This is a genomic window from Polynucleobacter hirudinilacicola, from assembly GCF_002192535.1.
Lineage (GTDB): Bacteria > Pseudomonadota > Gammaproteobacteria > Burkholderiales > Burkholderiaceae > Polynucleobacter > Polynucleobacter hirudinilacicola.
Window position 1 is genome coordinate 48614 of record NZ_NAIA01000003.1, and the last position, 22778, is coordinate 71391.

Sequence of the window (22778 nt, forward strand, 5' to 3'; positions counted from 1 at the left end):
GACTATATTTATATTTGCTTAATTATGTCGCCCAATACCGTAGTACTCAATACCCAATTCTTGCATAGCACTTGGTTCATAGAGATTACGGCCATCAAAAATGATTGGACGTGTCAGTTTTTGCATCACTTGCTCAAAATCTGGACTGCGGAAAGCTTTCCATTCGGTCACAATCACTAGAGCATCGCAGCAATCTAAAGCTGCCATTGGGTTATCCACCATAGAGACTTTCTGAAGGCCCTCTGGATTGCCCTTGAAGTCTATCTCTAGATAATGCTGGGCTTCTTTCATGGCCACCGGATCGTGAGCAACTACTGAGGCACCACGCTTTACTAACTCTTGAATAATCACGCGGCTTGGAGCTTCACGCATATCGTCGGTATTGGGCTTAAAGGCCAATCCCCAGAGCGCAAACTTCATACCCTGAAGATCTTGTCCAAAGCGCTTTTCGATCTTCTCAACCAAGATGTATTTCTGGAGTTCGTTGACCGCTTCTACAGCGTCCAGAATCTTGAGATCCCTGCCATGCTCCCTAGCCGTTTTAGAAAGAGCCGAGACATCCTTTGGAAAACAAGAACCACCGTAACCAGTTCCCGAGTATAAGAACCCATAACCAATGCGTGAGTCAGAACCAATACCTTGACGCACGGCTTCAATATCTGCGCCAACTAAATCTGCCAAGTTTGCCAACTCATTCATAAAAGAGATGCGGGTAGCTAACATAGCATTTGCCGCATACTTGGTTAACTCTGCACTCTTCACATCCATGTAATAAGTACGTTCATGGTGACGATTAAATGGTGCATAGAGCTTGCGCATCTGTTCTTTAGCACGCAAGCCTGCTGGCGTATTTTCTGTACCAATGACGATCCGGTCAGGGCGCATAAAGTCTTCTACTGCTGCACCTTCTTTTAAAAACTCTGGATTAGAAACTACCGAACATAAGTCAGCCGGCTGCCCTCTTTTTTCTAGCTCCTCTTTGATGGCAGCAGATACCTTATCTGCAGTGCCTACTGGCACGGTTGATTTATCAACAATGACTTTGGGGGTAGTCGCATGACGTCCAATATTACGAGCGGCAGCAACAACATATTGGAGATCAGCAGAGCCATCCTCATCGGGAGGTGTGCCTACTGCAATAAATTGAATATCTCCATGGGCAACAGATGCGGCAATATCCGTAGAGAACTGCAATCTACCTGCGGCACGATTGCGCTCAATCATTTCTTTCAAACCCGGCTCATAAATAGGAACGCCGCCAGAATTCAAAATATCAATTTTTTTAGGATCTAGATCTAAGCAGAAAACGTTATTACCCTGCTCAGCTAAGCAAGCGCCGGTAACTAAACCTACGTAACCGCTGCCGATGATGGTGACTTTCAAACGAGCTCCTAATTTATTTCTAATCTATTCAAGATGTCACATTGAGGGGCCACTTGGTGCGGCTCCTTCAGAACGTCTTGGGGAGTATGCCTCCCAATGATTACAACCAGGACACTGCCAATAAAATCTCCGCGCCCTAAAACCACAATTGCCACAAGTATATCTAGCCAAACTCGTAGTACGTTGACGCAAGAGGTTCAGAATTGATTGCAACTCTAAGACTCTCTCCGGATTAGCGCTACCCTCTTCTAGTGCAAGGCGCGTTTCAGCAAGCTTAGATAAAGCACTCAAACTAGGTGAATGCTGCATGACATCGGCAAGCATAATATTTGCCGCTTGAGGCCCCCGAATTTTCATGAGCTGCTTATGGACCAGATCCAATAACTCACCAGAAGCCTGGGTCTTTAATAAATCACACAGAAGATCCAAACCTGCATCAACCTGATTAATAGCAGTATGAGCAATCATCCAGCGATCTGCCAATAAATGCATATAAGCTGGGTGAGATAAAGCCACCAAACCCCAAACATCAATTGCTTGTCCTGGGCGCTCCATGGCCATCAAGTAATCACCTTGCAAAATCAATGCACGAGCATGATTCGGAACTGCTTGCAAAGCTCTTTGTATTGACTGCTCTGCTTCCTGCAGATCTTTGCGACGTAAGGCCTCTTGACCTAATTCACAATGAAACTGGGCAATCTCGGTTTGATGGGATTTGCCTTGCAGCGTCTCTAGCTCATGGGCAGCAATGATGGCCTTTTTCCAATCACGCTCAACTTGATACATTTCAAGCAAACTTTCTTTTGCTGGAACTGCAAACTTACCTTCACCCACACGATTTAACGAAGCTTCAGCACGATCTAGTAGACCGGCCCGCAAAAAATCACGGCCCAATTCGTAGGCAGCATGATCACGATCACGCGGCTTTAAGTCATCGCGATTAGCAAGATGCTGGTGCACTTTAATGGCTCGCTCAGTTTCACCGCGGCGACGGAATAAATTACCTAATGAAAAATGTAGCTCAACCGTTTCAGGATCTAATTGCGCAATTTTGACTAAGGTTTCAATCGCTTGATCTGGCTGCTCATTTAAAAGCAGGCTCAAACCTTTAAAGGTTGAGCGCTGCTGACGCATGCGCTCGCGTTCATCCATGCGATTCTCAAGACGCAAATCCCAGCGTGATGCTAACCACCCAATACCGAACATAACCGGTAGCAGCAATAGCCAAGATGTCGCTATCTGAATCATGGCGTACAGAAATTAAATAAAAAAATGGCCCGTATGGACCACTGAGGATGAGCCTGAATGTTAGGCACCAGAACCCTCTTTAGGGCCCGCCTGTTTCAGTGGCTTATAGTCCACTCGCTCGCGCAACTCTTTGCCAGGCTTGAAATGCGGAACGCGTTTTTCTGGAATCAAGACCTTATCGCCAGACTTGGGGTTACGACCAGTGCGCGCAGGACGATGATGAAGTACAAAACTTCCAACGCCGCGCAACTCAATACGCTTGCCCTCAGCCAAAGCATGAGTCATGGTGTCCAGCAAAGTTTTTACTGCCAACTCCACATCTCTAGGCAGAAGCTGCGGAAATTGTTCCGCGAGGCTCTCCACTAGTTCGGAGCGAGTAATGGCTTGTTGCTCTTGATCTGTCATGATCTATCAAAAAAGATCGCCGCCCTCCTAATGGAAAGCGGCGATATTGCTTTAACCCTGATTGTCCATTTTTGCTTTTAACAAAGCGCCCAAATTGGTTGTGCCAGATTGCGCATCACCTTGGAGCTTGCTCATTGCATCTTGTTGATCAGAACTGTCTTTTGCTTTGATTGAAAGATTGATTACGCGTGACTTACGATCAATATTAATGATCATTGCAGTAACGCTATCGCCTTCTTTCAGTACATTGCGTGCATCTTCAACGCGATCGGTTGAGATCTCAGAAGCGCGCAAATAAGCTTCAACTTCATCAGCCAAGTGAATAGTTGCACCCTTAGCATCAACAGCCTTCACAGTACCAGTAACAAGGCTACCCTTATCGCTTACGGATGTGTAGTTATTGAATGGGTCACCAGACAATTGTTTGATACCGAGAGAGATACGCTCTTTCTCAACATCAATTGCCAATACAGTAGCTTCAACTTCATCACCTTTTTTGTATTTCTTAACAGCTTCTTCGCCTGGTTCATTCCAAGAGATATCAGAAAGATGAACTAAACCGTCGATGCCGCCAGGCAAGCCAATGAACACACCAAAGTCGGTAATTGACTTGATTGCGCCAGTAAGCTTGTCGCCTTTTTGTTGAGCACGTGAGAACTCTTCCCATGGATTTGCTTTGCACTGCTTAATGCCCAAGCTAATACGGCGCTTATCTTCATCAATATCCAGAACCATTACTTCAACTTCGGTTCCTAATGCAGTAGCTTTACTTGGAGCAACGTTCTTGTTGGTCCAATCCATTTCAGAAACGTGTACCAAACCTTCGATACCAGATTCGATTTCTACGAATGCGCCGTAATCAGTCAAGTTCGTTACTTTGCCGAATAAACGGGTGTTCGGTGGGTAACGACGAGCGATACCAACCCATGGATCATCACCAAGTTGCTTCACACCGAGTGAAACACGGTTCTTCTCTTGATCGAACTTCAAAATCTTCGCGGTAACTTCTTGACCAACAGTCAACATCTCGCTTGGGTGACGTACGCGACGCCATGCCAAATCGGTAATGTGCAAGAGGCCATCGATACCACCGAGGTCAACGAATGCGCCGTAATCAGTGATGTTCTTAACGAGACCAGTAACAACTGCGCCTTCTTTAAGGTTAGACATCAACTTAGCACGCTCTTCACCTTGGCTAGCTTCAACAACCGCACGACGTGACAACACTACGTTGTTACGCTTACGATCAAGCTTGATAACCTTGAACTCCATCGTCTTACCTTCGTAAGGGCTGGTGTCTTTGATTGGACGTGTATCAACGAGTGATCCAGGCAAGAATGCGCGGATACCGTTCACCATCACAGTCAAGCCGCCTTTGACCTTACCAGTAACGGTACCGGTAACGATCTCAGCTTGCTCAAGAGCTTTTTCCAAATTCATCCATGATGCCAAGCGCTTTGCTTTGTCACGGGAGAGGATGGTGTCGCCATAGCCGTTTTCAAGGGCATCGATAGCAACAGAAACGAAATCGCCAGGAGCTACTTCAATCTCGCCAGCGTCGTTATGGAATTCTTCAACAGGAATAAACGCTTCAGACTTTAAGCCAGCGTTAACAACGACGAAGTTATGGTCGATACGAAGAACTTCAGCCGAAATAACTTGGCCGGTCTTCATATTCGATCGGGTTAATGATTCTTCAAATAATTCTGCAAATGATTCAGACATGTGTATTCACTTTGTGCCGTCAGAAGGCCCGACGGGTTAGGTTAAAAAAGCCTTAAAGAAACACGCTAATGAAATAATCGCGTTGTGGAGCTTCTTAAGACACCAAAAACAACTCACTGCTTTTACTACTGATAAAACTAAACAATCGCAGATTGATACCAATCCAAAACTGTCTTAACTGCTTGATCTATCGATAAATCTGATGTTTCAAGCACTTTTGCACCATCAGCAACCAGCAAGGGTGCGGTACCTCTACTACTATCTCGGGCATCGCGCTCCTGCAAATCTTGCAGTAAGTCGGAAAGTTTAGCAGAAATTCCCTTAGCTATCAATTGCTTATAGCGTCGTTCGGCCCTGGCAGCTGCTGTTGCAGTCAAGAAAACCTTCAAAACTGCATCTGGGAATATAACGCTGGCCATATCCCTGCCATCCGCTACCAAGCCTGGAGACTGCCGAAAACTACGCTGTAGACCCACTAAAGCTGAGCGAACCTCAGGATGAACCGCGACAGCGGAGGCTCTCAAGCCAATGCTTTCAGTGCGGATGGAGTCTGCAACATCCTCGCCGTCCAAGAAAATATTGCTATTTTTGAATGAAATCAATAACTTAGGGACTAAAAGACCTAATTCTGGGCCATTTTTAACATCGATTCCCTGTTTTTCGCTGGCCAAAGCAACCAGCCGATAAAGAGCGCCGCTATCCAGATAATGAAACCCCAGCTTTTCTGCCACCAATGAAGCAACCGTGCCCTTGCCTGATGCAGTCGGTCCATCGATTGCAATGACTGGGTAAGCACTCATGAAATCAGCTCACTACCTTTGTAAATTCTGCAAAGTAAGTCGGGAAGGTTTTGGCTACGCAATTGGGATCGTTGATTATCAAAGCATGCGGACCAAAAGCTGCAAGCGAGAAACACATCGCCATGCGATGGTCATCATAAGTACCAATACCTTCGTTGGGTGATTTCCAATTGCCTTGCGATGGGGCATTCACAACAATATAGTCGGCACCCTCTTCAACAACCGCACCAACTTTTCTTAATTCCGCTGCCATGGCGGCGATACGATCCGTTTCTTTCACGCGCCAACTCGCAATATTATTTAAACGTGTAGCACCTTCGGCAAATAGGGCTGCAATAGCGAGAGTCATCGCTGCATCTGGAATTTCTGTGCAGTCTATTGTGATCCCCTTAAGTTTGCCATTGGCATTTTTTACACCAGACACCTCAATCCAATCCTCACCAGCAGAAATATTGGCCCCCATCAATGCAAGCGCATCAGCAAATGCCACATCACCCTGAATACTGTCATTACCGACGCCGAGCACTCTTACAGGACCAGCACCAATAGCACCTAACGCTAAGAAGTAGGAGGCAGATGAAGCGTCACCCTCAACCGATAACTGACCAGGACTCTTATAAACAGCATCCGACGTTTTTGCTGGAATCACAAATGACTGCGCATCAGGGCAAGCAACTGTTACACCAAAGCGCGCCATTAATTTCAGGGTGATATCAATATAAGGACGTGAAATGAGCTCACCAATAACTTCAATGCGGACAGGATCCTTTGCTACTAAGGGCAAAGCCATGAGCAATGCCGTCAAGAATTGGCTCGATACATCACCACGTACTTTAACGACATCCTTAATCTGAATATCTGCCGCTAAGATTTGAATTGGCGGATAACCTTCTGCTAATTCGTATTCAATCTTCGCACCCACTTGACGGAGTCCATCAACCAAATCCCGAATCGGTCTTTCATGCATACGAGCCACACCAGATAGGCGATAGTTACCACCCTGCATTGCTAAAGCAGCAGTTAACGGACGCATTGCAGTGCCTGCATTACCCAAAAAGAGATCGCCCTCCTGGATGGGAAACTTGCCGCCACAACCCTGGACCACGCAAACCTTGTCAGCTTGATCAATGACGGTTAGGCCTAGTTGACGCAAAGCATTACGCATGACCTGTGTGTCATCGGCATCCAGTAAATTCTTTAACGTGGTGGTGCCTGTTGAAAGCGCAGCAAGTAAAAGTGCGCGGTTCGAAATACTTTTGGAACCAGGCAAAACAATCGAGCCCTGAGCTCGCGTGAATGGACCGATCTGAATACTAGGCAAATGACTCATCAAGCCTCATCCAAGTTTTGTCGTGCTTTACTTGCCTTGTTGAATAGCTTTTCTAGACCCGCACCATCATTCTCGGCAACCAATGTACGTAGATGATTCACGATCAATACATATTGATCTAACTCTTTCAGAATGGCAGTTCGATTGCCCAAACAAATATCACGCCACATTTCTGGGCTAGAGGCAGCAATCCGAGTGAAGTCTTTAAAGCCTGCACCGACATGATCTAACTTTTGATCAGCATCTTCTGAGTTGACTACGCTGGCCATTAAGGCATAAGAAAGCAAGTGTGGAAGATGGGATACAGCTGCATAGATAGCATCGTGCTGTACGCTGCCAATTTTTTTCACCACTGAACCCACTGACCCCCAGAAACCAACGATCAAGGTCGTGTCTTCAGGAGAATTCTCTTGCAAAGGACAAACAATCGTTTGCTTGCCCTGAAATAAATCTACCTTTGCAGCGCTAGCTCCATGCTGCGCACCACCGGCAATCGGGTGGGCTGGCACAAACTGACAAGCCTTCTTGCCTAATACTTCTTTAGCCGCCAAGATAACATCACCCTTAATGCTGCCAGCATCAGTAATCATGGTGCGAGGTTCAAGATGCGGCTCCATCACTTCAAAGGCAGCTCGCATTTGTGCAACTGGCACGCAAAGCACAATCACATCAGATTGTTTTGCTGCTTCAACTAAATCTACTACACCATCAATCGCACCCATCTTTTGCGCTTGATCTAAATTTGCCTTGCTACGACCAACCCCTAAGACCTTAGTTACCACTCCCGCTTTCTTGAGAGCTAAACCTAAGGATGCGCCAATCAAGCCAACACCAACAATGGTGACTGTGCCGTAATTACTAGCGGGATTAATGATGGTCATAATCGATATCTCTTTAAGCCAGGATGGCTTTTAACGCCTCAATGAATGCTGCATTCTCTTGGGGTAAGCCAATCGAAATACGTAACCATTGCGGTAGACCATAATTACCAACTGGTCGAACAATAATGCCGCGCTTGAGCAATTCCAAATTAATACGCGCACCCGCCTGATCATCATCACCCACTTTAACTAGAACAAAGTTTCCAGCAGATGGTAGGTAAACGAGATTTAATTGCTCAAATGCTTTAGTAAGCTGCAGATAACCGGCACGATTTAATTCAAAACCTTCTTGCAAAAATGCTTTGTCCTGAAATGCTGCAATGGCTGCAGCCTGGGCAAGACTATTGACATTAAACGGTTGGCGAATGCGATTGAGTAAATCCGTTAAATGAGGCTGGGCAACACCATATCCAATCCGCAGACCAGCAAGGCCATAGGCTTTGGAGAAGCTACGTGACAAGATCATATTAGGGAAGCGCCCTACCCAAGCAAGCGCGTCATAACGCTGCTCTGGTGTCAGATATTCGTTATAAGCTTCATCCAAGACAATGACGACATGTGAGGGCGCAGCCGTCAGAAAATCTTCAATCTCTTTTGCACTGAGATAACTGCCGGTGGGATTATTAGGATTAGCAATGAATGCTAATTTTGCTTTATCTCCAGCCGCTTTAATCGCCGTTAACATCGCCGGCAAATCATGGCCATAACTTTCAGTAGCAGCAACTTCAACTGCTTTAGCACCTATCGCCTGGGTTGCCAGAGGATAAACAGCAAATGCATGTTTAGAAAAGAATACTTCGTCGCCCGCTTGTGCAACAGCACGTGCCGCTAGTTCCAGAATGTCATTACTGCCATTGCCGAGCGTAATCCAATCGGTTGGCACACCCAAGGAGGCAGCAAGAACATTCTTAAGCTCAAAACCGTTCGAGTCTGGATAACGACCTAAGTCACCTGCCGCCTTGAGCATCGCATCTTTCGCCGACTTTGGCATACCCAATGGATTTTCATTGGAAGCCAATTTCACAATCTTTTTTTCGTCCAAACCATACTCACGAGCCACCTCACTAATGGGGCGCCCACCAACATAAGGTGCAATAGCATGAATGTGTTTAAGACCAATCTTAGATGTCATTTGGCTTTATTAATGTATTTACTAATTTTCAAAATTACTTAAGCGGAGTGCGGATAAGACCCCAGGTTCTTATAGAACGCTGCAGTTTCTTTTAATTCCTCCAGAGCCTTCACCACTTTGGCATCATCTGCATGGCCAGCGATATCAATGTAGAAGTGATATTCCCAAGTACCTTTGCGCGCAGGGCGAGACTCGAAACGGTTCATCGAGACACCATGCTTTGCTAGAGGAGCAAGTAAGCGATGAACTGCGCCTGGCTGATTGTCAACCGAGAGAACTAAGGATGTCTGATCTTTACCGGTTGGCTGGCATTCATAAGCACCAACGACGACGAAGCGAGTACGGTTATGCGGATCATCCTGAATCTGCGCAGCAACTGCTTGTAATCCATAAGCCTCTTGTGCAGGATCACCAGCAATTGCAACCAAAGTTGGATCACTGGCAGCTAAGCGTGCCGCCTCAGCATTACTACTGACAGCCTGGCGCTTTAAATGCGGAGCATGCACACTTAACCATTGTTGGCACTGAGCTAATGCTTGTGCATGCGCACACACTGTTGTCACACCATCTAGATTTCCAGTTTTGGTCAAGAGGTGATGACGAATCGGCAGCACTACTTCGCCGCTAATGCGCATTGAAGAATCTAATAACAAATCCAATGTCCGTGAAATAGCACCTTCACTAGAGTTCTCAACGGGTACAACACCAAATTGCGCAGCGCCCTTCTCAACTGACTTAAAGACCTCATCCAGACTTGCGCAGGGCAAGCCAACAATCGAATGACCAAAATAGGTTTGGGCGGCCTGCTCAGAGAAGGTGCCTGCTGGCCCAAGATAAGCAATCGTTTGACGAGCCTCTAAAGCTCTGCAGGCAGACATGACTTCACGCCAAATAGCTGCAATCCCATCGGCCAATAAAGGTCCAGTATTGATTTCTTGAAGACGAGCAACAACCTGGCGCTCGCGCTCAGGACGAAACACTGGCGATGAGAAACCACCTTTGACATGACCAACCTCTTGCGCTGCTTTAGCACGCTGCGTCAACAAATTTAAAATCTCTGCATCTAATGCATCGATTTTTTCTCGCAGGGGAGCTAGGCGCTGTTCTTCAGTACTCATTAAGCCCGCCTTTCAAAATCATGCATAAATTCAATTAATGCTTTAACACCTTCTATGGGCATCGCATTGTAAATACTTGCGCGCATGCCACCCGCTGCTTTATGGCCGCGCAATGCAACCAAACCAGCAGCGTTTGATTGCGCCAAGAACTCCGCATTCAAAGACTCATCTTTTAAGAAAAAAGTGACATTCATACGAGAGCGATATTGCTTTTCAACACGATTCTCATACAGGCTACTTTGATCTAAGAACTGATAGAGCAAGTCAGATTTTTCTTGGTTGCGCTTTTCAATAACCTTAACACCGCCCTGCTTAAGAAGCCACTTAAATCCGAGGCCAGCCATGTAAATCGAGAAAGTTGGTGGCGTATTGATCATCGATTGAGTACCAGCCTGGACAGCCCAATCCCAAATCAAGGGGGTGATCCCCATGGAGTGACCTATCAAGTCTTTGCGGACGATCACAATCGTCACGCCGGAGGGGCCAATATTTTTCTGAGCACCGCCGAACCAGACACCACATTGAGTGACATCCATTTCCTTAGAAAGGATGTTGCTAGAAATGTCTGCTACCAAGGTGGTTGCACCAACATCAGGTACATCTGGAAACTCAACGCCGCCAATAGTCTCATTCGCACAGTAAAGAACATAAGCCGCATCATTCGACAACTTCCAAGTATTTCTTGGCGGAATGGTGTTGAACTTTTCTGCAACAGAAGTTGCGGCTAAATTCGCTATGCCGTACTTTTGCGCTTCTTTATATGATTTTTCTGACCATACGCCAGTAACAACGTAATCCGCCTTAGGACCATTCTTAGCCATAGGCATCAGATTCATTGGAATCGCTGCATTCTGCCCCAGGCCACCGCCTTGCAAGAGCAATACTTCATAGTTGCTTGGAATATTCATCAAGGTGCGCAGATCCTGCACTACCTCTTCATACACTTCCATGAACTCTTTGCTGCGATGGCTAATCTCCATCACGCTTGTGCCAAGACCTCGCCAATTCAGCATTTCATCGGCCGCCTGCTTTAATACCTCTTCAGGCAAAGTAGCAGGCCCCGCAGCGAAATTGAAGATGCGGTGGTCGAAGCTCATAGTCTTAGCTAGTCTAGTGGTGACGCTTTACGCATCACCTGCCGCATCAGAAGTGGAATCAGTTGCTGGATCAGCAGAGATATCACCCTCTTCTACCTCATCACCCTCATCATCTGAATCACTTTCAGCAATGCGTTGCAAGCCAGATAAGCGAGTACCTTCATCAACGTTGATCAAAGTAACACCTTGAGTCGCACGACCCATCTCACGAATTTCAGAAACACGTGTACGCACTAAGACACCGCCAGTAGTGATCAACATAATTTGATCTTCTGGAGATACCAATGCAGCAGCAACCACTTTACCGTTGCGCTCAGAGGTCTGAATCGCAATCATTCCTTTGGTACCACGACCATGGCGGGTGTACTCAGCAATTGGTGTGCGCTTACCGTAACCATTTTCAGTTGCGGTTAAGACACTACTTGGAATTGCAATGCCATTAGCGTCAACTACTGCGGCTTCAGCGCCTTCAGCAGCCTCTGCTGGAGCAACCAACATCGCAATCACCTGATGGCCATCACCCAGATTCATGCCGCGTACACCGCGTGCAGTTCTTCCCATTGGACGAACATCATTTTCATCAAAGCGCACTGCTTTACCTGCATCAGAGAACAACATCACATCGTGCTGGCCATCAGTAATCGCTGCGCCAACTAAGAAGTCATTCTCATTCAAGTCGACAGCAATAATGCCGGCCTTACGAGGGTTAGAGAAGTCAGATAAACGGGTCTTCTTCACAGTGCCTAAGCTGGTTGCCATAAAGACGTAGTGATCATCTTGATATCCCTTGATTGGGAGAATCACAGTGATCTTTTCGCCTTCGATCAACGGGAACATATTGACGATTGGCTTGCCACGTGAAGTACGACTACCTTGCGGCACCTCCCACACTTTGAGCCAGTACATTCGGCCACGGTCAGAGAAGCACAGAATCGTATCGTGTGTATTTGCTACGAATAAAGTATCAATCCAATCTTCATCCTTAGTAGCAGCAGCTTGCTTGCCACGACCACCGCGTTTTTGCGCTCGGTATTCGCTGAGCGGCTGACTCTTCATATAACCAGTATGTGAGAGTGTTACCACCATATCTTGCGGCGTGATTAAATCTTCTGTGAAGAGTTCAGTAGCATTCATTTCAATGAATGAGCGACGACCGCTATCACCGCCAGCTTTACCAAACTCAGCTTGAACTTCTTTGAGCTCACTCTCAATGACAGAAGTAACGCGCTCTGGCTTTGCTAATAAATCTAACAAGTCAGAAATTTCTGCCATCACTTCTTTGTATTCGTTAACAATCTTATCTTGCTCAAGACCTGTCAAACGTTGCAAACGCATTTGCAAAATTTCTTGCGCTTGACTATCAGAGAGGCGATACAAGCCAGTAGTCTGCATGCCGTACTCAGGCAACAAACCTTCAGGGCGATAAGCGTTACGGCCACCTGGCGTATCTGTCTCAGCGCGTGCCAGCATCTCACGCACCATTGAAGAATCCCAAGCCTTGCCCATCAACTCTTGCTTCGCAATCACAGGATTTGCAGCAGCTTTAATAATTGCAATGAACTCATCAATGTTTGCGAGTGCAACAGCCAAACCTTCTAAGACGTGGCCACGCTCGCGCGCTTTACGCAATTCGAAAATGGTGCGACGTGTAACTACTTCACGGCGATGCTGCAAGAAGTACTCGAGCATTTGCTTCAAGTTGAGCAAGCGTGGTTGGTTATCCACCAATGCCACCATGTTCATACCGAAGTTATCTTGTAGCTGAGTGCTCTTGTATAAATTATTGAGAACAACCTCAGGCACTTCGCCGCGCTTGAGTTCAATCACAACACGCATACCGGATTTATCTGATTCATCACGCAAATCAGAAATACCTTCAACTTTCTTCTCATTGACCAATTCAGCAATGCGCTCGAGCAAGTTCTTCTTGTTTACTTGATATGGCAACTCATCAACGATGATCGCTTGACGCGCACCCTTGTCGATATCTTCAAAGTGGGTCTTGGCGCGCATCACCACGCGACCGCGACCAGTGCGATAGCCCTCGCGAACACCCTGAACACCATAAATAATGCCGGCGGTCGGGAAATCTGGGGCTGGAATGATCTCAATCAGCTCGTCAATCGAGCATTCTGGGTTATGCAGGACATGCAGACAGGCTGTAACCACCTCATCCAAGTTATGAGGAGGAATATTGGTCGCCATTCCCACAGCAATGCCTGAGCTGCCATTAATCAGCAAATTAGGCACTTTTGCAGGAAGAATCAGGGGTTCTTTCTCGCTACCATCGTAATTTGGCCCAAAATCGACGGTTTCCTTATCCAAATCGGCCAAAAGCTCATGGGCGATCTTGCGCAGGCGGATCTCCGTATACCGCATTGCAGCAGCGTTATCACCGTCTACAGAGCCAAAGTTGCCCTGGCCGTCAACCAGCATATAGCGCAGGGAGAAATCCTGGGCCATACGAACGATAGTGTCATACACCGCAGAATCACCGTGCGGATGGTATTTACCGATTACATCGCCAACTATACGGGCAGATTTTTTGTAAGCTCGGTTCCAATCGTTGTTTAATTCATACATTGCGAATAAGACCCGGCGGTGAACCGGTTTGAGGCCGTCACGTACGTCTGGCAGGGCTCTGCCGACGATGACGCTCATAGCGTAGTCCAAATAGGACCGCCGCATTTCGTCTTCGAGGGATATTGGTAGTGTTTCTTTAGCGGCTTGTTCCATCTATAAATAATATCATTTTGATGACAGGTAGCCCCTATGCTAAGATTCTGTCAGTTTGTACGAAATTGAGATGTGTCGCTTTGCGGTCTTTTGCTTCAAAGTAGGGCGAATTACATTTAAGTTTGACTTTAATTAAAAAAGAGATTTGAGGACTAAAAATGAACAAAACCCTAAAACTGGTACTTGCTGGTGTAATTTCTGTTGCTGCTACTGCTGCTTCTGCTCAAAACGTTGACAACTGGGTCAACGCGACTGGTACAGCTTGGAAAAACGGTGACGGCACATTGTGCTGGCGTGATGCTAGCTGGACTCCTGCAACTGCAGCTAAAGGTTGTGATGGTGCTTTGACACCAGCGGCTCCTAGAGCAGCTTCTGGCGTTAGCCAAAGCAAAATCACTTTGCAAGCTGACACACTCTATGACTTCGACAAAGCTACATTGAAGCCAGAAGGTCAAGCTACATTGGATAAGATCGCTAGAGATTTGAGCAAGATCAAATTAGAAGTAATCATCGCTGTTGGTAACACTGACAGCGTTGGTTCAGATGCATACAACATGGCCCTCGGTCAGCGTCGTGCGCAATCCGTTAAAGCATACTTGGTAAGCAAGGGTGTTGACGGTAGCCGCATCTACACAGAATCAAAAGGCAAGAGCAATCCAGTTGCAAGCAATGCAACTGCTGAAGGCCGCGCTAAGAACCGCCGCACCGACATCGAAGTTGTTGGTACAGCTGCTAAGTAATTCACTTTACTTGTAAAAAAGCCCGCTTCTTGCGGGCTTTTTTATTTCCGCTATATTCATAGAATCCTTCAATAGCCCTATACAAAGCCAAGCTGCCATGAACGTCGATCAATCTGAAATTGCTAAATTTAGTGCTCTAGCCCATCGTTGGTGGGATCCGAATAGTGAATTCAAGCCACTTCACGCTATCAATCCATTGCGTCTCGATTGGATTAAATCTTTCGTGAATCTAGAGGGTAAAAAAGTTGTGGATATTGGTTGTGGCGGTGGCATCTTAGCTGAATCTATTTCTCAATCCGGTGCTGATACCACTGGCATCGATCTTTCTGAAAAGGCGCTCAAGGTTGCTGAGTTGCATGCACTCGAAGTCGGCGCAAAACTCACCTACCGCTCTATCTCAGCAGAAGCATTGGCTGATGAACAGCCAGAACAATACGATGTAGTCACTTGCATGGAGATGCTTGAGCATGTTCCAGATCCCGCCTCTGTAGTTCGTGCCTGCGCTAAGCTTTGTAAACCCGGCGGCACGCTTTTTTTCAGCACCCTAAATCGCAATCCGAAGTCCTACTTATTTGCCATTATTGGGGCCGAATATATTCTCAAACTACTCCCCAAGGGTACTCACGAATACGCCAAATTCATTAAGCCATCTGAACTGGTTGCCTTCACCCGCAATGCAGGTCTAGAGATGATCGGTATCAAAGGTCTTAGTTACAACCCTCTAACTCAGGTTTATAGCTTGAGTGATGATGTCACCGTCAATTACATGATTGCCGTTCGGAAGTGACCCCTGGCGTGAGTAATGCAACAAGCCCCTATCATGGCGTCTTTTTTGACTTAGATGGCACCTTAGCGGATACAGCGCCTGATTTGGTTGCCGCTACCAATCAACTACTGGTAGCTCGCAATCTAGCTCCCAAGCCTTATGAGGTTCTGCGCCCCCATGCTTCTGCTGGCGCACGCGGTCTTCTAGAGGGTGCTTTTGGCATCACTCCTGATCACCCTGACTTCATCTCACTACGGGATGAGTTTTATACAAACTATGAGAATGCACTCCTCGTCCACAGTACATTATTTGAGGGGGCAGATCATCTGTTAGAGCAAATGGAGAAAGCAAATCTTCCCTGGGGAATCGTGACTAACAAAAGTGAACGTTTCACTAACCCACTCACTGATCTCATGGGTTTACGTCAAAGAGCTGTTTCAACAGTTTCTGGCGATACAACGCCTTATTCAAAACCGCATCCAGAACCGATTTTGCACGCTGCCAGAATTGCCAACATTGATCCTAAAAAATCAATTTATGTAGGTGACGACATTCGCGATGTGATTGCAGGTAAAGCTGCTGGCATGCTCACAGTTGCTGCCGCATACGGTTACTGCGGCTGCAAAGAGCCCCCTACGCTCTGGGGAGCCGATTACATCATTAATCACCCTCTCGATTTATTGCAAATCATCTTCCCCAATAGGGGATAACAACACTTCCAAAAGATATTCGGCAATTTAAGGCTAGCGGCTTTAAAATGGAGTTTCCTATGCATGAACTCCGGGGTCGACATGGTTTCGACGTGGATTACAAAGCATCAAGGGCATACCGAGGACCCGTTATCTCGTAAATCAATGGGAATGTAATAACTGCTAACGACGAACGTTACGCACTAGCCGCTTAATTGCGGTTGCCCCTGAACTGATTCTCTCTTGGGTCAGGTAGCGCAAGCTACATCAGGGTCATTTACAAGAGATAAGACTATTTCGTGTCACGAGGGATAGTACGAAAATTTAGTGAATCGTCAGCGAGGAACGTGTCAATCTGTGCCTAACTGATTAAATTAAATGATATGACTAAGTATGTAGAACTTGTTGTGGAGGATTTGCGGACGCGGGTTCGATTCCCGCCGACTCCACCATTTTGAAGTATGTAACAGTCCAACGCCACCCACCAGGGTGGCGTTTTTCTTTATGGATAAAGGCCCGCAAGGCCATCATGGTCTTTCTAAATCCAGCTCTAGCCAAAACCTCTGGGGGTATTATTGGGGGTATTCAAGCAAAATCGAACTGGATAAAAAACATGGTTGGGGGTACGTCTGGAAAGCTTACGGATAAAGGGATTAAAAGTTTTATCGCCCGCAAAGTTATTGGCAGCAAGCTTGCAGATGGACAAGGTCTTTATCTACTTATCACTCGTGCCAAAACTGCTTCATGGCGAATTAAATATCGCATTGAAGGCAAAGAAAAAAGTTACACCATCGGTACGTATCCTCAGAGCAGTTTGGCTCAGGCAAGACTTGAGCTAAAGGAAGTTAAAGCTTCACTGAATAAGGGCCGCGATCCCGTAGTTGCTAGGCGTATAACAATGGCCCAGGCGGCAGCCCATTCTGAGAGTACCTTCAGGGCTGTGGCCGAGGAATGGTTCGCTATGAAGGAGAAAGAATGGAGCCTAACCCACCATACCAAGTCTAAAAGGGCATTTGAGAGGGATATTTATAAAGCCCTGGGCGAACTTCCCATTGAAAGCATCACCCCTTCTGTCATCGCTAAGGCTATTGAAACAATCAATAAGCGAGATGTTCTGGAAACCGCCACAAGAATTTTGCAGCACTTGAATGGCGTCTTTCGTTATGCGCAAGCAAAAGGCTTATGTGAAATTAATTCTGCCGCGCCCGTAAAAGAAATTCTTCCTAGAAAGAAAACTAATGGTCACATGCCTGCATTACTTGATTGGAATTCTTTGGGCGCCCTCTTACGCGCAGCAGAAGCTGCGCGTCTTTCACCATCAGTGAGAGCTGCTCATCGCCTTCTCGCATTTAGTGCAACGCGTATTAGTAACGTTGTGCAGGCTGAGTGGAAAGAGTTTGATCTTGATGCAGATATTCCGATCTGGGTAATACCTCGCGCGAAGATGAAAGATCACACACGTATTGGCGATCATCGAATTCCTCTAGGCCCACAAATTACTGCAGAGTTGAAACAATGGGGAAAACTTTTTGGAAGAAAAGGTTATGTATTTCCATCGCCGACAGGCAATCAATTCATTAGTCGTGAGAGTCTAGAGAAAGCTTATCGGGTAACACTCAATATGTCAGGAAAGCATGCGCCACATGGCTGGCGCAGCGCCTTCTCCACCCTAGCCAGAGATAATGGGTTTGAGCAAGATGTTGTTGAGCTAGCACTCGATCATGCTCATGGGAATGAGGTTGTAAGGGCCTATGACCGTGGCGAACGATTTACACAACGAGTTGGTCTTTACAAATGGTGGGGCGAGAAACTAACTCAGGCTCAGAATGGTGCTGAGGTTATTGAGCTACAGAGGAAGGTTGCATAATGAAATCTTCAATTAGCTTTGCGGCTTCTCTGGTGGACTTTCCACTTTTATAGAAAGAGAGCGGGTACCCTCTAAAACTTCAATAGTTTTAGTCCGAATTGCCTGCTGCTCTTCCTCTAATTTTCCATGTGCAAGCGGTGAATAAGTGGCATTCTTAATATGCACTTTATCAAATTTATAATCGAGGGATTTTCCCATTGCACTCAAAAGCTCTACAAGTAAATCAATCCTTCTCATACCCCACTGTTCTGCAGAGATAGTTTTATCACCAAGCAGATCTAGATATTCTTTCCACTTAGAAATTACTTCTCGCTCGCTATCTATCTTGCTTGAAAACTCTAGATCAATTCTATTGAGAGCTTCTACATGGGCATTTGAAACGGTATAAGCACGGGTTGCCATCAGGGTTTTAAATATCGCTAATTTCCTACCCCGCTCCTCTTTTTTATCGTCCAAATATCTAGTAACCTGAACTGCAATTATTGGGCCAGATAAAGTAGCGAGAATTATTAAACCGTCAGCAATAGTCATTGAAATGCCTTTATATATTTGCAATTTTTTTATATATTAACTTTACTTCCGCTAAGTTATCACCTCAAAGGTCTAAAAATGAGTAAATGGTCTCAATCCGTTAAAAAAGATGATGAAGTTTATGTTCTTCATCACACACCTCAGCTTATGGGAAATGGTAAATTTGCGTCTAAGCTAGTTATTGCAAGGCACTACCCAGATAGAATTGAAGAATTTCAAGTCCCACTTATTGGAAACCCAGAATTTGAAACGGAAATTGAAGCGGCTGAGCTTGGACTCAAAGCTGGAAAAGAGTGGGTGCGAGACTTGGGCTAACCTAAAAATGTCTAAATAGAGGAGGAGGGGTAATAATCAAGCAACTCTCTCGAAATGTGGAACATCCACAAACCCCTTGAAATTCCCACCCCATCTATTCTTGGGGCCAAGGCTTTCCCAGTATTCGCCTACAGTACGAATGAGCTCTTTATCCCAGACTAGCTTTCCATTCCAGAAGAAATTCAGGTCTATAGCGCAGCGTCTCAAATGATTGCTATTCATGGTCTTAGATCTACCGCTTTTGAAATAGATCTCCTGCTGTTCTGGAGACCTCCAGAGTTCCCCACCAGTGATAACCCATCCTTCTGCAGTTGCAAATTGGATGAGGCGGCTAACATCAATTAAGAATGCCGCTTGCTCTGCCACTAAACCACTCATGCCTGCTCTTCTTTTTTATTTGAGCTATTCATACGCATCTCAAAGATCTTCTCTACTGATCTCCCGCCAAAGTAAGCCAGCATGACTAACTGCCCCCACTCACCTAGGAGCTTTACATAAGCCTCGTTAATGTCGATGCCCATAGCTGAAAGTAATGCAAACAGTAGATAGGCCGTCAGAATGTAGACCAGCGTTCCCGGTCTAATGTTCTTCGATAGCTTGGAATCGCTACCCATATCGGATTGCCACCGGTGTGTAGCGTTCTCTTGTGAAGCTCGATGCATCTCAGCTAGAAGCTTTGATTCTTCTATTTCTAACTCTTTTTGCTTAAGTGTGTATTGCAACAGAAGCTGTTCTTGCTCGATCTCAAGTTGCTTGAGCTTGATTAGATCCTCATGACTGGGATTCTCGGGAATGCGCGCGCCAATCTTGCTCTCAATGAACTCTTTACCCTTAGCCTGGACTGCGCCCGCAAGTAAACCAAGACCATTGACGGCCAAGGTTTGCACTAGAGAGGTAATGATTGGAAGCATGTAATAAGTTCTATTCTTGATGCTTGTATTTAGAAGTTCACCGCCCCACAGCCACCTGGGGGATTTATTAGTATGTTGGCAGTGGGGCGCAATTAAGCGCGCCCACACACCATCGTTACTTCAGCACCCACAGCCGCACCCAAACACCTGCCGCTAGCGGTGATCATTCCTGCTACTAGCGTTTCTTGGCTCCTTTGGTTTCTATCTCCACTTCTGGAGTCTTTTCTATTTGAGGCTCTTCAGGAATAACCTTTTCAGACATCAGACCCTCTACGATCTCCATTAGCCGATCACCATCATCTTCGCCAAAGACTTTGGCTACGACTTCATGACCATACTTGGCACAGAGACGGTCATACTCCTGCTCTGGAGTGATCGTAGTTTTAGATTGGCGCTCGAACACCGTGACGTTCTCACGCCCAAACAGGTTACGAAGGATATTGGTCTCATATGGCGGTACGTGCACATGGATGGTCGTGAATGCATCCCTGCGCACTACCGCCTCCACCTCTTTAATTTGGAAGTCGCTATGAATGAGTTCTTTTCTGTTCATTTACTTTTCCTTATTGAATCGCTAATACCGCATGGGCATTAGCTCGTGAGATGGATAAAGCACAACGTAGGTTCACCATGGCGTACATGGCTAGCGTGTCATGCGGACGAATTGGGGCAACGATGTCCAGATCGTCATCTCGCAGCTTCATGAAGCGCGTGTTGAGGAAATAGCAGCGCTTACTCCACTCCACTGTGCGATTGGCCATGGCATCAAGTTCATCAAACTGGGGATCCCAGATGATTTCGACACCTTTAAAGGCAAGGCCTGTATTTACTCCAGCACCTACGCCAGCATCGATGTACTTGGTTTCACCAGACCCGGCGATATGAGTCACTGTCACTTGCTTGCGATAGGTATCAATGAACTTACCACCTGCGATGATGAAATCAGGGCTACCGCCGTGCTTAATACATTGGCGCCAAGCGGTCTCCATCTCGCCCACTAAGTTACCTGGCGTGGTTGATGTGATGTCTTTGACTGCATAGTTACGCCAGTAACTTGCCTTGGCTCGATCTATACCGCCCACCGTGCCAGCATCCGGTGCTAGGCTGACTAGGCTATCCAACCCAACTACCGCATCTGCGCCATGCGAGCCGTCGCGATGAAGCTCTAGGTCTAACTTATTGAGAAAGCCTTCTCGCAGGACTTCTAACTGCTCATCAAGCAAGTTAATGAGTTGTACGCGCTCGTTGTATTCCAATTGGAAGCCTCGCGCCCCACCCTCACGTACTTTGATGCCATTACTAAATAAGCGGTCATAGTCGATATAGAGGCCATCTACTGCTCTACGCCAAGGGAAAGAGGCTTGCTCAGTGGTATTGCGTTTATTGAACTTGACCGTCTCCTCGCCAAAGGCCCAGGTGAAGTTACTTCCATGTTCCTTGCGAATGTTCTCAACAACGTTTTGCTTGGCACCTAATAGGCTCTTGCGCCCTTGCATCAATTTCTTGAGAAAAGGCCTCTCTACTGCGATTTGATCTACTGGAAGATTGCGCAAATATTCATCTAAGGAGACCTTAGCTAACTCTTGCAAGTCTGTATTTGAAATTGGCATATGCCACCCCTATCTGTATTTATGAATTAGTTAGATTCATCCTGATTGATAGGGCGTGAAACTATCCATTGCTACGCTGCTAGGCGCGACTCTAGCGATAACGCGTGAGATGAATCAGTAGCTAAAGCTATTAACTCTTGCTACGTGTATTGATTATTGGGGCTGCGCAAGCTTGGTTTGAATATTTCTGGGGTTTTTGTTGTTCGCGAGTTGTCTTTATGCCCAATGTGTCATTGCGCCACCTTGGGCATAAAAGAGCGTTTCTTTGATAGTGCCCATCAAGGGTTCGCAAGCCACCCCGTTGGGGTGCCCTTGACGGAATGACGTTGTTATTTAGCCTAAAACCCCTACTTCTTATAGCTATTTGATACCTATGGGTATCAATTTATTGTATTAATTCATACCTATAGGTTACAATTAGATATATTAATTAATACCTATAGGTATCAATATGAACAAGAAATTCGCTAACTTACAACTCCATCAAATGGATTTGGCCCTTACTAAGTTAAGGGATGCTCGCCCCCCAAGCCGCCCAGGAAATGGGTGGGTTAAGGCTATCCGTGAATCTTTGGGTATGTCAGCCTCTGCATTGGCTCGCAAGCTCGGTGTTACGCCTGCCAGTATTACCAAGCTCGAAAAGGCTGAGGCTGATGAAAAGATCACCTTGGCTAGCCTACGCAAGCTGGCGAGCGCCTTAGATTGCGAGTTGCAATACACCTTAGTGCCACGCAAATCTTTAGAAGAAATCTTGGAAGATCGCGCCATTACGGTTGCGCGTGAAAGACTGCGCCCTATTTCTCATTCAATGAGTCTTGAGGATCAGTCGGTAGACAAGTCCGCCAGTGAAAAGCAACTGCAATTATTGGCAAAAGAGATTTTGGACGGTCCTAGAAGGAATTTATGGTGATGCAGTTTGAATATGCGCCAGGAGCCACTCCGATTGATCCGGATGAAGCTCTTGGTCTCATCCCCATACATATTAGGACTCAAGCCGAGTTAAATGCTTGGGAAGAGTTAAATATTGTCGAAGGGGCAGACTGGATTGCGCGTCAAAAGGTCATTCAAGGTTTGAATGAGGGATTGGTGCGTGAATTGCATAGTCGTATGTTTAATCAAACTTGGCAGTGGGCTGGCACATTCAGAAAGAGCGCTAAGAGTATCGGCATTGATTGGACTCAGATTGCGGTTGCCCTCAAGAATCTTTTAGATAACACTGCCTATCAGATTGAAAACAAGGCGATGCCTATTGATGAACTCGTAGTGCGTTTTCATCATCAGCTGGTATTGATCCATGCGTTTCCAAATGGCAATGGTCGTCATGCACGTTTGATAGCAGATGCTCTCATTGTCAGCCTGGGTGGTAAAAGATTTTCTTGGGGTGGGAACACTTCAATTGCCACCCCAGGCACTACACGCCAAAACTACTTATCAGCTCTACGCGCCGCAGATAAGGGCGATATCGCGCCCTTAATGCTATTTGCTAGACAATGA

General features: G+C 46.3%; 22 protein-coding genes, 1 other RNA gene and 1 pseudogene. 8 read left to right on the forward strand and 16 right to left on the reverse strand.

All coding sequences use genetic code 11. The features are described from left to right. Positions 1-18: 18 nt before the first annotated feature. The 11 genes and pseudogenes from B6A14_RS04400 to gyrA all read right to left on the reverse strand — a co-directional run bounded on the left by B6A14_RS04400 (position 19) and on the right by gyrA (position 13855). Positions 19-1383: a UDP-glucose dehydrogenase family protein gene (locus B6A14_RS04400; RefSeq protein WP_087909257.1), complete on the reverse strand. Its 1365-nt coding sequence runs from the start codon at positions 1381-1383 to the stop codon at positions 19-21. Positions 1384-1419: 36 nt separating this feature from the next. Then, on the reverse strand, positions 1420-2631 hold the full coding sequence (gene lapB / locus B6A14_RS04405) for a lipopolysaccharide assembly protein LapB (RefSeq protein ID WP_087909258.1): 1212 nt from the start codon (positions 2629-2631) through the stop codon (positions 1420-1422). Between the two features lie 66 nt (positions 2632-2697). Then, positions 2698-3036: pseudogene (locus B6A14_RS04410) on the reverse strand (integration host factor subunit beta); the annotation flags it as partial. Positions 3037-3087: 51 nt separating this feature from the next. Further along, the gene (gene rpsA / locus B6A14_RS04415) at positions 3088-4761 is read right to left on the reverse strand and encodes a 30S ribosomal protein S1 (protein ID WP_087909260.1); all 1674 of its coding nucleotides are present in this window, start codon (positions 4759-4761) and stop codon (positions 3088-3090) included. Positions 4762-4898: 137 nt separating this feature from the next. Continuing rightward, positions 4899-5561, reverse strand: a complete 663-nt coding sequence (cmk, locus tag B6A14_RS04420) for a (d)CMP kinase (protein ID WP_087909261.1) — start codon at positions 5559-5561, stop codon at positions 4899-4901. A 4-nt stretch (positions 5562-5565) separates the two neighbouring features. After that, complete coding sequence (gene aroA, locus B6A14_RS04425) at positions 5566-6882, reverse strand: 3-phosphoshikimate 1-carboxyvinyltransferase (protein WP_407947073.1); 1317 nt, start codon at positions 6880-6882, stop codon at positions 5566-5568. A gap of 8 nt (positions 6883-6890) precedes the next feature. Next, positions 6891-7772: a prephenate dehydrogenase gene (locus tag B6A14_RS04430; RefSeq protein ID WP_087909263.1), complete on the reverse strand. Its 882-nt coding sequence runs from the start codon at positions 7770-7772 to the stop codon at positions 6891-6893. Between the two features lie 13 nt (positions 7773-7785). Then, a complete protein-coding gene (gene hisC / locus B6A14_RS04435) occupies positions 7786-8904 on the reverse strand; it encodes a histidinol-phosphate transaminase (protein ID WP_087909264.1) in 1119 nt (372 codons plus the stop codon). 38 nt (positions 8905-8942) lie between these two features. Continuing rightward, positions 8943-10022, reverse strand: coding sequence for a prephenate dehydratase (gene pheA / locus B6A14_RS04440; protein WP_087909265.1), 1080 nt, complete (start codon positions 10020-10022; stop codon positions 8943-8945). After that, positions 10022-11119, reverse strand: a complete 1098-nt coding sequence (gene serC, locus B6A14_RS04445; RefSeq protein ID WP_087909266.1) for a 3-phosphoserine/phosphohydroxythreonine transaminase — start codon at positions 11117-11119, stop codon at positions 10022-10024. The genes pheA and serC overlap by 1 nt, the downstream gene beginning before the upstream one ends. Positions 11120-11146: 27 nt before the next feature. After that, positions 11147-13855, reverse strand: a complete 2709-nt coding sequence (gene gyrA / locus B6A14_RS04450) for a DNA gyrase subunit A (protein WP_087909267.1) — start codon at positions 13853-13855, stop codon at positions 11147-11149. Positions 13856-14013: 158 nt separating this feature from the next. Here gyrA and ompA point away from each other — a divergent pair, with 158 nt between their 5' ends. The 5 genes from ompA (at position 14014) to B6A14_RS04475 (ending at position 17917) form a co-directional block, all read left to right on the forward strand. Next, complete coding sequence (gene ompA, locus B6A14_RS04455) at positions 14014-14595, forward strand: outer membrane protein OmpA (protein WP_087909268.1); 582 nt, start codon at positions 14014-14016, stop codon at positions 14593-14595. 97 nt (positions 14596-14692) lie between these two features. Further along, a complete protein-coding gene (gene ubiG / locus B6A14_RS04460; RefSeq protein ID WP_087909269.1) occupies positions 14693-15382 on the forward strand; it encodes a bifunctional 2-polyprenyl-6-hydroxyphenol methylase/3-demethylubiquinol 3-O-methyltransferase UbiG in 690 nt (229 codons plus the stop codon). 8 nt (positions 15383-15390) lie between these two features. Continuing rightward, positions 15391-16071 carry an HAD family hydrolase gene (locus tag B6A14_RS04465; protein ID WP_087910277.1) on the forward strand — a complete coding sequence of 227 codons (681 nt, stop codon included), beginning with the start codon at positions 15391-15393 and terminating at the stop codon, positions 16069-16071. Positions 16072-16143: 72 nt separating this feature from the next. Further along, positions 16144-16502: a transfer-messenger RNA gene (gene ssrA, locus B6A14_RS04470) on the forward strand. A gap of 161 nt (positions 16503-16663) precedes the next feature. Next, positions 16664-17917, forward strand: a complete 1254-nt coding sequence (locus B6A14_RS04475) for a tyrosine-type recombinase/integrase (protein WP_161491108.1) — start codon at positions 16664-16666, stop codon at positions 17915-17917. A gap of 12 nt (positions 17918-17929) precedes the next feature. Here B6A14_RS04475 and B6A14_RS04480 read toward each other — a convergent pair whose 3' ends face one another. After that, the gene (locus B6A14_RS04480; RefSeq protein ID WP_087909271.1) at positions 17930-18448 is read right to left on the reverse strand and encodes a DUF6680 family protein; all 519 of its coding nucleotides are present in this window, start codon (positions 18446-18448) and stop codon (positions 17930-17932) included. A gap of 78 nt (positions 18449-18526) precedes the next feature. On the opposite strand from B6A14_RS04480, the gene B6A14_RS04485 reads away from it, so the two are divergent. Further along, positions 18527-18763: a hypothetical protein gene (locus B6A14_RS04485; RefSeq protein ID WP_087909272.1), complete on the forward strand. Its 237-nt coding sequence runs from the start codon at positions 18527-18529 to the stop codon at positions 18761-18763. A 36-nt stretch (positions 18764-18799) separates the two neighbouring features. Here B6A14_RS04485 and B6A14_RS04490 read toward each other — a convergent pair whose 3' ends face one another. The 4 genes from B6A14_RS04490 to B6A14_RS04505 all read right to left on the reverse strand — a co-directional run bounded on the left by B6A14_RS04490 (position 18800) and on the right by B6A14_RS04505 (position 21284). Then, positions 18800-19141 carry a M15 family metallopeptidase gene (locus tag B6A14_RS04490; RefSeq protein WP_087909273.1) on the reverse strand — a complete coding sequence of 114 codons (342 nt, stop codon included), beginning with the start codon at positions 19139-19141 and terminating at the stop codon, positions 18800-18802. After that, entirely contained in the window at positions 19138-19674 is a 537-nt protein-coding gene (locus B6A14_RS04495) for a hypothetical protein (RefSeq protein ID WP_087909274.1), read from the reverse strand. Before B6A14_RS04495 ends, B6A14_RS04490 begins: the two co-directional genes overlap by 4 nt. Before the next feature lie 175 nt (positions 19675-19849). After that, positions 19850-20227, reverse strand: a complete 378-nt coding sequence (locus B6A14_RS04500; RefSeq protein WP_087909275.1) for a hypothetical protein — start codon at positions 20225-20227, stop codon at positions 19850-19852. Positions 20228-20237: 10 nt separating this feature from the next. Further along, complete coding sequence (locus B6A14_RS04505) at positions 20238-21284, reverse strand: phage major capsid protein (protein WP_087909276.1); 1047 nt, start codon at positions 21282-21284, stop codon at positions 20238-20240. 451 nt (positions 21285-21735) lie between these two features. Between B6A14_RS04505 and B6A14_RS04510 the strand changes: the two genes are divergently transcribed. Both B6A14_RS04510 and B6A14_RS04515 read left to right on the forward strand, forming a co-directional pair. Next, on the forward strand, positions 21736-22194 hold the full coding sequence (locus B6A14_RS04510; protein WP_087909277.1) for a mobile mystery protein A: 459 nt from the start codon (positions 21736-21738) through the stop codon (positions 22192-22194). Further along, complete coding sequence (locus tag B6A14_RS04515; protein ID WP_087909278.1) at positions 22188-22778, forward strand: mobile mystery protein B; 591 nt, start codon at positions 22188-22190, stop codon at positions 22776-22778. Before B6A14_RS04510 ends, B6A14_RS04515 begins: the two co-directional genes overlap by 7 nt.